This is a genomic window from Gilliamella sp. ESL1225 (assembly GCF_058502635.1).
Genome location: NZ_CP196358.1, coordinates 1376921 through 1390964 on the forward strand (window position 1 = coordinate 1376921; position 14044 = coordinate 1390964).

10 protein-coding genes are annotated in these 14044 nt (G+C 34.8%); 5 read left to right on the top strand and 5 right to left on the bottom strand.

From position 1 onward, the window contains the following. Positions 1–3: 3 nt before the first annotated feature. Genes ACSYSW_RS06270 through fliF form a run of 3 tightly spaced genes read right to left on the bottom strand, consistent with a single transcriptional unit; the run spans position 4 to position 3537 of the window. Positions 4–825, bottom strand: coding sequence for a FliH/SctL family protein (locus ACSYSW_RS06270; RefSeq protein ID WP_491706184.1), 822 nt, complete (start codon positions 823–825; stop codon positions 4–6). Further along, positions 812–1813: a flagellar motor switch protein FliG gene (gene fliG / locus ACSYSW_RS06275; protein WP_491705831.1), complete on the bottom strand. Its 1002-nt coding sequence runs from the start codon at positions 1811–1813 to the stop codon at positions 812–814. The genes ACSYSW_RS06270 and fliG overlap by 14 nt, the downstream gene beginning before the upstream one ends. After that, entirely contained in the window at positions 1810–3537 is a 1728-nt protein-coding gene (gene fliF, locus ACSYSW_RS06280) for a flagellar basal-body MS-ring/collar protein FliF (protein WP_491705830.1), read from the bottom strand. Before fliF ends, fliG begins: the two co-directional genes overlap by 4 nt. A 168-nt stretch (positions 3538–3705) precedes the next feature. On the opposite strand from fliF, the gene fliE reads away from it, so the two are divergent. The 5 genes from fliE (at position 3706) to ACSYSW_RS06305 (ending at position 11501) form a co-directional block, all read left to right on the top strand. Next, on the top strand, positions 3706–4017 hold the full coding sequence (gene fliE / locus ACSYSW_RS06285; protein WP_491705829.1) for a flagellar hook-basal body complex protein FliE: 312 nt from the start codon (positions 3706–3708) through the stop codon (positions 4015–4017). 434 nt (positions 4018–4451) lie between these two features. Then, entirely contained in the window at positions 4452–6152 is a 1701-nt protein-coding gene (gene aspT, locus ACSYSW_RS06290; protein WP_491705828.1) for an aspartate-alanine antiporter, read from the top strand. 27 nt (positions 6153–6179) lie between these two features. Then, positions 6180–7781, top strand: coding sequence for a bifunctional aspartate transaminase/aspartate 4-decarboxylase (locus ACSYSW_RS06295; RefSeq protein ID WP_491705827.1), 1602 nt, complete (start codon positions 6180–6182; stop codon positions 7779–7781). Positions 7782–8324: 543 nt separating this feature from the next. Then, positions 8325–9707: an APC family permease gene (locus tag ACSYSW_RS06300; RefSeq protein ID WP_491705826.1), complete on the top strand. Its 1383-nt coding sequence runs from the start codon at positions 8325–8327 to the stop codon at positions 9705–9707. 75 nt (positions 9708–9782) lie between these two features. Beyond that, the gene (locus ACSYSW_RS06305) at positions 9783–11501 is read left to right on the top strand and encodes an amidohydrolase (protein ID WP_491705825.1); all 1719 of its coding nucleotides are present in this window, start codon (positions 9783–9785) and stop codon (positions 11499–11501) included. Positions 11502–11597: 96 nt separating this feature from the next. Here ACSYSW_RS06305 and ACSYSW_RS06310 read toward each other — a convergent pair whose 3' ends face one another. Together ACSYSW_RS06310 and recQ are read right to left on the bottom strand one after the other, a co-directional pair. After that, positions 11598–11786, bottom strand: a complete 189-nt coding sequence (locus ACSYSW_RS06310) for a hypothetical protein (protein ID WP_491705824.1) — start codon at positions 11784–11786, stop codon at positions 11598–11600. 181 nt (positions 11787–11967) lie between these two features. After that, positions 11968–13788, bottom strand: coding sequence for a DNA helicase RecQ (gene recQ, locus ACSYSW_RS06315; protein ID WP_491705823.1), 1821 nt, complete (start codon positions 13786–13788; stop codon positions 11968–11970). Positions 13789–14044: the final 256 nt, after the last annotated feature.

Here is a 14044-nt window from a genome sequence, read left to right on the forward strand (position 1 = left end):
TCATTATCCATTAGCAATGGCTTGCATAGTTTGCCATTTTGTCGCAACTGTCGCGTCGATTTCGTTAATGTTTGTGATAATTTTACAACCACCGCGATTTATCGATTGATCACTAATTAAATGCCAGCCGTATTGATTCAATTCGTGTTCGATAAAATTCAAAACAAAATTATGATCTTGCGGATTAATGTGTAATTCTATCGGTTCAGCTAAAGGTGCATAATCCTTGATTAACATTTTCATCGACGATGCTAATTGCAGTTCAGCTGAGTTAGGCAAATTATCAACCATTTTTTTGGCAGCAATTATCGCAAGCTCTGTTAATTTCGGCACTATTGTATTATCGAAATCTGTTAATGCGCGTTGAAAATCAGCAATGAATTGATTAATTTGCTCGGCGGCTTCTTGTTGTTGCTTAAGTAAGGTTTGTTCATATTGCTCGATTGATTGTAACTTTCCTTGTTCAAGCCCCATAGCAAGCCCAACCTCATAACCCTCTTGATGCCCCGCTTGTTTTCCTTGCGCAAAACCTTGTTGTGATCCTTCTTGCTGCCCGGCTTTTAAACCTTCTTGATAGGCGGTTTCGTAAGCTTGTTGTTTAAGTAAAACGAGTTCATGTTCGTCTAATTTTTTATTAAATGTCTGATCGCTTTCAAGTTGACTTTCATCTTCAGATAAATCAAAAGTGACGTCGTCACTTATATCCGTATAATGATTAAAATCCTTAACAAGCTCATCATTTCCCGTCTGATTTTCATCTAACGAAAAATCTTTAAAATTAAAACTTTGCCAATCGGATTGCACAAATCGATTAGACAAACTCATCATCACCTCGCATTAAAATAATTTCATTATTTTCAGCTAAGTTACGAGCAGTATAGAGTATGTTTTTCTGTTCTGTTTCAACTTGTGAAATGCGCACTGGTGGATGGTTTTCTAAATCATCACGCAAAATTGACGCTGCCCTGTTAGACATATTTCTCAAGAATTTATCACGTAATTCGTGCGAGGCGCCTTTTAACGCAACCACTAATGTTTGATTATTGATATCTTGTAATAAACGTTGAATGCTACGATCATCAACATCTAATAAATTTTCAAACAAGAACATTTCATCAATAATTTTTTGCGTTAAATCTTTATCGTAGTCTTTTAAAGCACTAATAACCGTTTCTTCTTGCTGTTTTTTCATTAAGTTAATAATTTCTGCTGCCGTACGTACGCCGCCCATATTACTTAATTTAATACTTTGTCCATCTAATAGCGTTGATAAAGATTCAGATAATACTTGTAAAGCTGTCGGTTCAACACCACCAAATGTGGCAATACGTAACATAACATCATTACGTAATTCATCGTCAAATAAATCTAAAATTTGCGATGCCAACTCACGTTTTAAATGAATTAAAATAGTGGCAATAACTTGTGGATGTTCTTTTTTGATTAGACCAACTGCCATGTTTGGATCAACATGATTTAACATATCTAAACCACTTGATTCATAGTCGTCGACATTATCAAATATTTCATCTAACAATAACGACGCTTTTTCAAAACCAATCGCTTTTTCAAGCACTGAACGTAAATAATCATTCGTATTCACATTCAGTAATGAATATTGGTCAATAATATTCTGGAATTCATCTAAAACACTTTTAAATTGCCCACCCGATAATTGGGGTAATGACACCATGGCGCTACTAATTTTTTCAACTTCACGGCTTTGCATATGCTGTAAAACTTTAGCGGCTAAATCCGCACCAATTGCAGTTAAAATAGTCGCTGCTTTTTGTACTCCCGTAAGTTCACTCACTGCAAATCGCCTTCTTTAAGTTGTTTACTAATAATTAACGCCATCATACGCGGATCTTTTTCAATGATATTTTTGATATACTCGATTTGTTTCATACTATCGTCAAATATCTTTTTATTGACCGCTTTATCATAAACCTGCTGTTCACTGACAACCTCTTCTTCAGCAAATAAACGTTTAAAGTTATAATTATTTTCATGCAGTTTTTTCAAGAATGGTTTAAACGCCTTACGGTATATGAAATAAGCAACAACAATACAAATCAGGTATTTCGCTATTGACCATACTAACTGATAAAATTCGAACGTTTTCCAAAAAGGGATAGCGTCATCGTCTTTATCTGCACTAAATTGCACATTCGCGACTGTTAAGCTATCTCCTCGTTCTTCGTAATAACCCATTGCTTGCTGAGTTAACGCTTCTATTTTGGCGATGACTTCGGCCTGTAACTTTTCTAACTCTTGAGCATTTGCTGCCGTTTTAACGTCGTTACCCTCTTTTTCAACATCGTCTTTTGCTAACATTTTCTCAATCGCCTGATCATTTAAAAGAACAGCAACAGATAAACGCTTTAAACGTCCTTCAGGGATTTTACTTAACGTAACTTGTCGATTAACCTCATAATTAATTGTATCGTTAGTTTGTAATTGGTACGGCTCTTGTTTTTTACTCTCATCGCGATTGATGTCTTTGGTCGCCTGTTGATTATCCGCATCTTTATCATCTGCATTAATCGGCGCACTCATAACAGGTATTGGCTGATTGGATAAAGCACCAGGTACACCGCCAATACCATTAATCGCTCCCTTTTGCGTATTTTTTGATAATTTCTTACTGCGGATGGTTTGATTTGCTCGATCACTATTAGGATCATAACTTTCAATCGTTGTTTCTTGACGACTAAAATCTAAATCTGCATTAACTTGAACACTTAAATTATGTTTACCAACAATTGGAGCAAGAATTTTCTCAATTCGGTTACGAATTCTATTTTCATAAATCTCGGTATATTCAATTTGTAAGGCATTAAAACCATTATTTTTATTAAATTCACCCGTTAATAAATTTCCATTCTGATCAATGATCGTCACTTTATCAGCCGATAACTCAGGCACACTGCTTGATATAAGATGAATAATTGCATCTATCTGCCCTTGTGCTAAGGCACGACCCGGTAATAGATGTAACGTGACCGATGCTGTCGGTTGTTTTCGTTCTCGAACAAATAGCGAGGCTTTCGGTAATGCTAAATGGACGCGAGCACTATCAATACTATTAATCGTTGCGATTGTTCTTGATAGTTCACCTTCTAAAGCACGTTGGTAATTAACTTGTTCAGAAAATTGACTAATACCAAAATGTTCTTGGTCAAGTAATTCAAAACCGACTTCGCCCCCTTTTGGCAAGCCTTGTTGCGCTAATCGTAAACGGGTTTCATGGACTTTATCATCAGGAATAAGAATGGTTGAACCCGATGCCGAAAATTTATAAGGAATATTCATGCGCTCTAATTGCGCAACAATTTCGCCGCCATCTTTATCATTCATATTACTAAACAAAACGCCATAAGGCGCATCTTTCATCCACAGCATCGCAACAATAATTAACGCAATAACAGCGGAACCTACTAACATAAGCAGTTTAGGTTTATGAATAATTTTATTGATAAAAGATAACTTTTCTTTTAGCGATTTACGTTTGTCACTTGGCACTTGGCTATCCATACTAACTTTATATCACCATAATTCGACTCATTTCACTTTGTATTATGATTAGAAAAAGAAAATTCAATAGCGCAAAAAACGGCGATTTTTAAGGTTACTTATTGCTATTAAGTTTTTTAAGCTATGGTAAATTAAGCCTCGTTTAATTCTGTAAAGGAAAATTATGCCGTGCTTTCTGCCATTAATAATGATGCTCTACCCCTTGTCAATTTACTTGATAAAATCGATAACCAACATGTTAAACCATCGAGTATTAGTGAGAATTTTTTTGCTGAATTCAAAGCTACGTTAGATAGAGTCAGTCAGTTACAAATTAATGCCGAAAATAAAGCTAAAGCTTTCGAGTTAGGCGATAGTCAGGTTTCATTAAATGAAATTATGGTCGATATGCAAAAATCCGCCGTATCATTACAATATGGAATTCAAGTACGTAATAAAGTGGTTGCCGCTTATCAAGAAATCATGAATCTCAATATTTAGTTTTTAATAAGACTGCACTATTAATAAATATTTAATTGTTAATCGTGTATTAATCTGCTTTTCCGTCGGTTTATTTTATTTATTAATCTTTATTTCATTCATTAATGATGTATTACCCTTTGCCCTGAATTGCCTATTTTAAATATTTATTTCAATCCAATTTTTTATTGAAAATTATAGGCAAATATTTGTATTTTTTTAGCCATATAAAGCCTCATTATTGCGCTAATAAAATGAAGGGTAACCGATAAGAACTATTATCTTGTTTCTAGCATTAACTCCGCTAATCATTTGTTTTATTTAATAAAATCTACCTAAAATTAACTATCAATTATTACTTAGAAGAGTAATATAGAAATATTCATAAATCGGTTATGAATAGGCTCCTTCCATACAACCTTTTTCTTTTTTCCTAAAATTTGAGGACAATTGTTATGTTTCAATGGTTTTCTAACTGGATTTTAGATGGACTTAAAGAATCACCTTCAATTTTACTTTTCTTATCACTAAGTATTGGTTATTTAATTGGTAATATTCGCGTCGGTAAATTCCAATTAGGTGGCGTGGCAGGTTCCCTCCTTGTCGCCGTTGCCCTTAGTATTTTTAATGTCAAAATTGACGATGGCGTAAAAGCTATTCTTTTTGCCCTATTTATTTATGCTGTGGGTTATCAAAGCGGTCCTAAATTCTTTCAATCTTTGGGTGTTAAAACGCTTCGTGAGATATTTTTAGCCTTATTTATTGCGGTAACAGGATTTATAACCGTACTTATTTTTGCAAAAATCTTTCATCTCGATAAAGGACTTGCCGCAGGGCTTGCCGCCGGCGGTTTAACGCAATCAGCCATTATGGGTACAGCGGCAGATGCACTTGGGCAATTAGGCTTAAGTACAGAAGAGTTACAACGGTTACAAGGTAATGTACCTATTGGTTACGCTGTCACTTATATTTTTGGTTCAATTGGCGCCATTATTGTTTGTGTCAATATACTACCGAAGATCATGGGGAGTGATATCCGTCATGATGCCATAAAAGCGGAATCCGAAATGTTACATAATTCGGTTTTGCTCGGTTTAAATCAAAGTTTTGCATTAACGGATATCAATGGCAGGCTTTATCAATTGACTCAAAATATGACGTTAACGGTGTCACAAATTGAGGAAAAAATTCAAGGTCTGTCGATTGAACGGATTAAGCGTAATAATAAAATCATCCAAGTCACGCCCGATACACAATTAAAAGCCAATGATATTGTGCTTGTTGTTGGTCATCGTGAAGCGATTATTAAAGCTAAAAATTTCTTTGGCAACGAAATTGGCACATCGCAAGATATGGATATTGTGATGAATAACCTCGATGTTGAAATGCGTAATGATGAATTTGTTGGTAAAAGCATTCAACAAGTATTTAATTCATCAGAAATTGTGCAATTAAAACATGGTGTGTTTTTAACCGCATTGCACCGTGATGGCGAAGTTGTCAAGCTTAGTGACGATACCGTATTAAAACGCGGGGATGTGTTAACCATTTACGGTGCCGACAGCGATCTAAAACGTATTATGGATAAAATCGGGACACCTATCACACCAAGTGAAAAAACTGACTGGATCTATCATGGCTTAGGTCTTGCTCTTGGTTTAGTTATTGGTTTAATTGTTATTCGATTTGGCGATGTTCCAATCACGTTAGGTGCTGGTGGAGGCGCATTACTTTCAGGCTTAATTTTTGGTTGGTTCCGCGCTCGTCATGAAACTATTGGTAATCTACCAAAGAGTGCTGCGCAATTATTAAAAGATTTTGGTTTAGCAGGCTTTGTTGCAGCTGTTGGTTTAGATACAGGTTTAGATGCCATTACAACTATTGAACATCAAGGCCTATCGCTCTTTTTAATCGGTATTGTTGTTACCTTATTACCTCTAATTTTAGGGATCTATTTTGGTAAATATGTACTTGGTTATAAAAACGCCGCCATCTTTGCCGGTGCCTTAGCCGGTTCACGCAGTGCTAACCCGGCATTTGGTGAAGTGCTAGATAAAGCGGGTAATTCAACGCCAACCAATTCATTTGCCATAACCTATGCGTTAGCAAACGTATTTTTAACATTATTAGGACCATTGATTGTAGCATTTGTTTAATTAACGATTTAATCGAGGATATATGTTATGAAAAATCAAAAAGACTATTCTGAATATGCAAATTTAAGCCCATTTGAAATTAAAAATGCGTTAATTAAACTTGCAAAAAGTCATTCTGATCGTTTACTTCTTAATGCCGGTCGTGGCAATCCTAACTTTTTAGCGACTCGTCCACGTCAGGCATTTTTTCAACTTGGATTATTTGCCATTCAAGAGTCCGAAATGTCTTTCTCTTATTTAGATGAAGGTTTAGGCGGATTTCCATTTGCCAGAGGATTAACAGCTCGTTTTGAAGCTTTTTTACAACGTAATTACCAAACACCGGGTATCCCTTTTTTAGGGAAAATTCTCTCGTATGTGCGCGATCAAATCGGTCTTGATGCAGATGGTTTTATTCATGAAATGGTACAAGGCATTTTAGGTTGTAATTATCCGGATCCAGACAGAATGTTAACCTTCAGCGAAGATATCGTTAAACATTATGTATTACATCAAATGGGCGCAGCACAAATCCACCCAGAAGAGATTGACCTATTTGCAGTTGAAGGCGGTACTGCAGCAATCGCCTATATTTTCAATTCATTAAAAGAAAATGGCATAATTGAAAAAGGCGATAAAATTGGTATCGCCGCACCTATTTTTACCCCTTATCTAGAAATTCCAGAATTAGACGATTATGAATTGGTTGAAGTATTGATTAATGCCGATCCGAAACTTGATTGGCAATACCCCGAATCTGAACTACGTAAATTAGAAGATCCAAAAGTTAAAGCATTATTTATCGTTAATCCATCTAACCCGCCTTCGGTTAAATTGGATGATAAAGGATTGAAAATTATTGCCGATATCGTTAAAAAACGTCCTGACTTGTTTATTTTAACCGATGATGTATATGGAACATTTGCCGATAATTTCAAATCGCTCTTTTCTATCTGCCCTGATAATACCATTTTAGTCTATTCATTCTCAAAATACTTCGGTTCAACCGGTTGGCGTTTAGGTGTTATTGCCATGACACATAGCAATATCATCGATAAAAAAATTAAAGCGCTGCCGAAAAAAACACGCGATATTTTAGACAAACGTTATAGCTCACTTGTCACTCATCCGGAAGATTTTAAATTTATCGACCGCTTAGTAGCAGATAGCCGAGCGGTTGCTTTAAATCATACTGCCGGTCTTTCAACTGTTCAACAAGTACAAATGGTGTTATTTGCACTTTGTGAATTAATTGATGCGCAACAATCTTATAAAGCAACGTTAAAAACACTGATTAGACGTCGTGATGCGGCGCTTTATGAACATATTGGTCTTCCATTTAAAATTAATGAAGAAAGCGTCGATTATTATACATTATTAGATATTGAGGATATATGTACACAACTTTACGATAGTAAATTTACCGATTGGATGCTTAAAACTAAAAATCCAACCGAAATTTTATTTAAAATAGCCGATGAAGCCAGCGTAGTTGTTTTACCAGGTAAAGGTTTTGCTGTGCAACATCCTTCAGTACGTGTTTCATTAGCTAATTTAAATGAATATGAATATTCTCTTATCGGTAAAGCTGTGCGTAAGTTGATAGATGAATATTATATTGAATATAGTAAAAAACCGAAAAGTAAATAAATTCCTTTGTTTGCATTAATCCTATCTAACAAAAAAGACTGAAAGGCGTATTTTTCTTTCAGTCTTTTTTATTTTTTGTTTATTTTGTTTCTATTATTTCTTAATATGATTGTAATTTTACGTTTTATTTATTTTATATCATTAAAAAATAAATAATTAAGTAATCAATACCCTGTTATTTTCGTTAATTATTGAATTAATCAAAAAAGGAGGTGTTAGATTTGTTTGTTAACACAATTATAGGATTTAGTTATCCATAATATAACGCAAATTATTTGCTAAGATTATGATAAATGAATAGAAACATAACGAAATTAATATTCAGTTTATTATATTTTCTAATTAGTTTAGTGCTAATTGTAATTTTATGTTGATTAATTAAATAGACTGCTATATTGTACACGCCTTATGATTATATCCGTCGGTTAATAAGCTTTCATAGTAATAACCCTCAAAGGAAAACAAATATAATCATATTTTAGATAACTGTTAAATTTATTTAATTTAACGCGTTTTTTTGGGCTATTGAAAAGGGCTTGGAAAATGATTGAACAACATGCTTTTCAAATGAAAAGAGCACTTACAGTGCCAGCATTAATTTTTTTTGGTTTAGCATATATGATGCCTTTAGGCATTTTTACTACTTATGGTGAAGTTACCGTACAAAGCGAAGGTCACCTTTCTATCGCATATATGCTTACCTTAGCAACCATGCTATTTACCGGCTTAAGCTATTCTCGAATGTCTCAAAAATTGCCATTATCGGGCTCAGCTTATTCGTATGTACAAAAAACATTTGGCGGTAATGTGGGTTTCCTTGTTGGCTGGGCGTTGTTACTCGACTACCTTTTCTTACCGATCCTGAATTATTTAGCTTTTGGCATTTATGCCCATCAATTGCTTCCTATGATCCCTGAATGGGCACTCATTATTCCTATTATTATTTTAGTTTCAAGCTTGAATATATTAGGTATTCGATTAGTTAGCTCAATGAATATCTTGATAACAAGCTTACAATTGATTTTTTTAGCGGTATTTTTATTCTTTTGTTTTAATACGATTGAATCATTTAGTGCCGAAAAATTACTTGCCCCTTTTCTTTATCATGACAATCAATTGTCAAAAATTTTTAGTGGGGCATCTATTTTATGTTTAGCTTTTTTAGGATTTGATGCTATTTCAACAATGGCAGAAGAAACGCATAATGCGACAAAAAGTATTCCAAAAGCTATCATCTTAACAGTATTAATCGCCGGTACTTTATTTATCGTGATTTCATATGTTGCTGAACTTGCTTATCCAACTTGGCAGAATTTTATTAGTGATACAGATACGGCAAGTATAGTGGTTATGAACTATGTCGGTGAAAAGAATTTACCTTTCCCTTCTTTAGCGCGTGTTTTTTCATCAATATTTATTGCCATTTTTGTTACGGGTGTCTTTGCCTCTGCCATGACGTCGCAAGCAAGCATTGCTCGCATTTTATATGCCATGGGGCGTGAAGGGGTATTATCAAAAAGTATTTTCGCTAAATTACATAGCCGTTTTGGCACACCTTATTTAGCTATTTTATTTGTGGCCTTTTTTTCATTAATAACACTAATAATGTCGTTAAATTTAGTCGCGTCAATGATTAGTTTTGGTGCTTTAATTAGTTTTACCTTTGTTAATCTTTCGGTGATAAAACTCTATATTATCAATGGCAAAGCGCGTGATCTAAAAACAGTATTTAATTGCTTATTATTACCTTTTATTGGTGTATTATTAACGCTTTGGCTATGGACAAATCTTGACTCAACAGCATTGATTATTGGTCTGTCTTGGCTTGCAATTGGTACTGTTTATTTGCTTTATATGACACGATTTTTTAGCCGTTTATTACCCACCATTTCAGAACAAGAAATGTATGACATCATCAATCAGTAATTTTTATTCATCAATTTTATCATCGAGTCAATAAAGATTGACTCGATGATAAATATTTTATTAGGATTTTGAATAATGACACAACCTATCGCAGATTATCTTTATAGTAATGGCTATATTTATACCGCCGATAAAAATAATCGTATCGTTGATTCTATTGCGATTGCTAACGGATTTATTATTGGCGTTGGCACAAAAGACGAATTAGGTATTTATTGTAACGAAAAAACGCAGCATATTGATTTACAAGGCAAAATGATGATGCCAGGTATTATAGATGGTCATATGCACCCATTTTGGGGAGGTAATCAATTAAAAGGTTGTTCACTTAATTATGAATCGTTAACAGTCGAGCAAATTTTAACGCATGTCCAACGTTATTTAGATCAAGATCCTATAAAGGGTGAAAATGATTGGCTACGTGTAACGGCTTGGTTACGTCAAGGAATGCTGCCAGAAGGTGCTGATATGACGCGCTATGATTTAGATAAATTAAACACCAAGCGACCCGTTTTTCTTTTCTCGAACGATTGCCATACTTTAGTTGCAAATAGCCGTGCGCTTGAGTTATTTGGTATTGACGAAAATACTGCTGAACCAAAAGATGGCAAAATCGGTAAAGATAAACAAGGCAGACTAACGGGAATATTAGAAGATGCACCTGCAATGCGTGCCTCAGATAGCTTACCCGAACCAAGCGACGCGCAAAATGATCATGTTGCTGAATTGGTGCAACAAAAGCTAAATTCTCAAGGTGTAACAACCGTTATGGATGCGCGTGTTGGTGCTGTGCAACTTAATACTTTTAAACGTTTACAGCAACGTCAAATGCTACATTTACGCGTTTTAGGCAGTCATGAAATTACTCCCGCCGACGTACCTACACCACAAGATGCAAAAGCCGCCGTTGCGAATGTTGTTGCCTTTGCAAAAGCGCATAATCAAGTCGAGTGGACACCTAAGCCCGGTATTGCTGTTCACTCAGTGAAATTATTTATTGATGGCGTTTTGCAGCCCCCTATTCGTACAGCATTTTTATTAGAGCCATATCGTGAAAATAAAGGCTCGAACGAACACCCCAATTGGCAACCAGTCGATAGATTAGGTGATTTGTATTTTCCCCCTGAAGTGATTGATGCTTTGATGATTGAAATCGCAGCGAATGATTTAGATCCTCATTTGCATACCGTCGGTGAGGGTGCAATCTCTTTGTCGCTTGATGCTATTGAAAAAATGCGCCAAGCTTTTCCTAATAAAGATATTCGTCCGGGTTTAGCTCATAATGAATTAGTTGCAGCAAAAGATTTTGCTCGCTTTGCGAAGTTAAATGTATTACCTTTTTTATCTTTCCAATGGGCAGCCCCTTCGCCCGAGATCGCCGAAATTGAAAAAAATATGCTCGGAGAAGAACGTTTTCAAAATTTAGAACCGATTGCTAAATTTATCGATGCTGGCGCTAAAGTCGTTTTTGGTAGTGATTGGCCTATCGACAGTTTAGATGAGTGGTTTGCTCTTAAAGTCGCAACAACACGACGAGGGCGTGATATAAATGGCAAACCTCACCCACGCTTAGATAATGATCGCGATCTAACCGTTATAGAAGCACTACGAGCAATGACTATCGATTCAGCTTATGGTCAAAAATGTGAACACTATATTGGCTCACTTGAAGTGGGTAAATTTGCGGATTTTATTACCTTAGATCGTAATCTTTTCCAAATTCCGACTGATGAATTGGATCAAGTACAAGTACTTATGACAGTAATCGGTGGTAAAATAGTTTATAAACAGTAATGCCATCTCGTTATTTCTCCATTTAAAAACCCGTTAGTTATCAACTAACGGGTTTTATTATTTAGAATTAGTTAAAATCCTAATTTGACATACTTATTACTTTTTATGACTTGCGCCATGTGAATCATCTAATAATTTATAATGTTCACCTGGTTTTGATGTCGGTGGAAGATGTTCATCTTTTTTGATGGATTTTTCTTGTCCGGTGTAAGTTCCATTCGCATCATAAACTCCATATTTACCAGTTTTAGGAGCTTTATCTCCTGGTTTAAGTTTATCGGTCATTTTATCCTCCAATTACAGTTAAGTTAATTAATAACTCGTTAAATAAGTATAGTCAAATCAGATTGCATGTGACTACATGATTATTAATACTCTTGTCTTATCAATTTGTCAAAAATATTAATAAAAACAATTATTTCACAATTAAACATAATCTGTATTGAAGCGGAAAGTCCAGCAAAAGCTAGTTATAGAAATCATTAATTTCATCTAAAAAAAGATCACCATATTTGGCTAATTTTCTTTGACCAACGCCCGAAATAGATAATAATGCATTTTTATTTTCTGGTCTAAATTCGACCATTTCGAGCAACGTTGCATCACTAAATATAATATAAGGTGGTACATCTTCATCATCTGCCAGTTCTTTTCGTAATTGTTTTAACTTATTGAATAGCATTTTTTCTTCAAATGACAATATACCGGTTAAATTACTCGCTCGCGCATAGCGATTTAATTTATTCTTTTTGCCAAGTTCTAAACGAGGTTTTGCCAATTGTAATTTGATTTCTCCTTTTAAAATTTGCCTTGCCGATGGCGTTAAACTTAGCGTTACATAAGTCTGAATCGTTTGCTGAATATAACCTAGGTGGATTAATTGCTTTATGATGCTTAGCCAATATTCTGTTGATTGGTTTTTACCAATTCCAAAAACAGATAATTTGTGATGATCGTTTTCTTTTATTTGAATACGGCTCGACCCTCTCAGTACATCAACAATATAATGCGCTCCATAACGCTGCCCTACCCTGTAAATACATGATAAGACTTTTTGAGCTTCGATTAATCCATCATAATGCTCAGGTGGATATAAACAAATATCACAATTATTACAAGGCTCATGACGTTGCTCACCAAAATAATTCAATAAAACGATTCGTCGACAAGTTTGTGCCTCAGCAAACGATTCCATCTCTTTTAATTTATGTAACTCAATATCACGGCGTTCACTTGAAATATTTTCGTCAATCTTCTTTCTATACCAATTCATGTCATTACTTTGATAAAGTAATATCGCCTCGGCAGCAATGCCATCACGTCCAGCTCGCCCCGTTTCTTGATAATAGGATTCTATTGTCCTTGGTACATCTGCATGAATAACAAAACGCACATTAGGCTTATTAATTCCCATACCAAATGCTACTGTTGCAACAATAATTTGAATATCATCTTTTAAAAATCCTTCTTGCGCTTTATTACGTGCTTCATGACTTAATCCAGCATGATACGCAGCAACAGAATAATGCTTTGCCATAAGCCTTGTTGTGATGTCTTCTACCTTAGAACGGCTAGAACAATAAATAATGCCACTGTTACCCTTTTGATTATCAATAAAGGTGAGTAATTGATCAGTAAGGTTATATTTATCTACAACGGTATAACGAATGTTTGGGCGATCAAAACTTTGCACGACGATCATCGGATCATGTAAATGCAATTGATTTAAAATATCGTTTTGCGTAATTTTATCTGCCGTTGCCGTTAATGCAACAATTGAAACATGAGGAAAATAAGACGAAAACTGACCTAATTGACGATAATCCGGTCGAAAATCATGCCCCCACTGCGAAATACAATGCGCCTCATCAATCGCAATTAACGATGGCGGATATTGTCGAATAAGTGTAATAAAAGAAGCTATCGCTAAACGTTCTGGAGCGATATAGAGCAATTTAATTGATTGTGCCTGATATTGATTTAAAACGGCATGTTGCTCTTCACTCGATTGATTACCGTTAAGAAAAGCGGCTGTTATACCAATCGCAGTTAACTGATCGACTTGATCTTTCATTAATGAAATAAGAGGTGAAATAACCAAAGCTACCCCAGACATTAAAACTGCCGGGATTTGATAACAAAGTGATTTACCTCCTCCTGTTGGAATGATAGTTAAAATATCACGACCGTCAATGATGGATTCTATAATTTCTTTTTGCTGATTACGAAAATTTTTATAACCAAAAACGTTATGCAATACATCGTCTATTTGATCTTTAATTAACATGTCAGCAATATGACCTCATCTAAAATTAGCGACTAAGTATACCAAAATAAGTAAAATAAACTACCGTTAAACTCACATTAACAAGAATCTAATTTTTACTTTTCGACGCAGATCGCATTTAATCTATATGCTAAATAGAAATTTAATCAACTCTTGTCTAAGTTATGTGCAAAAAAAACTGAAAGCTTAAAAAATCAGCTATTTTAAATTTTTTTACTTGCGATAAATGAAATAGACAGCTAATATTTGCGTGTTT

Excerpts from the sequence above, each read along its gene's own strand:
- ACSYSW_RS06300 (WP_491705826.1), top strand. The coding sequence starts at position 8,325 with ATGATTGAACAACATGCTTTTCAAATGAAAAGAGCACTTACAGTGCCA.
- ACSYSW_RS06305 (WP_491705825.1), top strand. The coding sequence starts at position 9,783 with ATGACACAACCTATCGCAGATTATCTTTATAGTAATGGCTATATTTAT.
- aspT (WP_491705828.1), top strand. The coding sequence starts at position 4,452 with ATGTTTCAATGGTTTTCTAACTGGATTTTAGATGGACTTAAAGAATCA.
- ACSYSW_RS06295 (WP_491705827.1), top strand. The coding sequence starts at position 6,180 with ATGAAAAATCAAAAAGACTATTCTGAATATGCAAATTTAAGCCCATTT.
- fliF (WP_491705830.1), bottom strand. The coding sequence starts at position 3,537 with ATGGATAGCCAAGTGCCAAGTGACAAACGTAAATCGCTAAAAGAAAAG.
- ACSYSW_RS06310 (WP_491705824.1), bottom strand. The coding sequence starts at position 11,786 with ATGACCGATAAACTTAAACCAGGAGATAAAGCTCCTAAAACTGGTAAA.
- ACSYSW_RS06270 (WP_491706184.1), bottom strand. The coding sequence starts at position 825 with ATGAGTTTGTCTAATCGATTTGTGCAATCCGATTGGCAAAGTTTTAAT.
- recQ (WP_491705823.1), bottom strand. The coding sequence starts at position 13,788 with ATGTTAATTAAAGATCAAATAGACGATGTATTGCATAACGTTTTTGGT.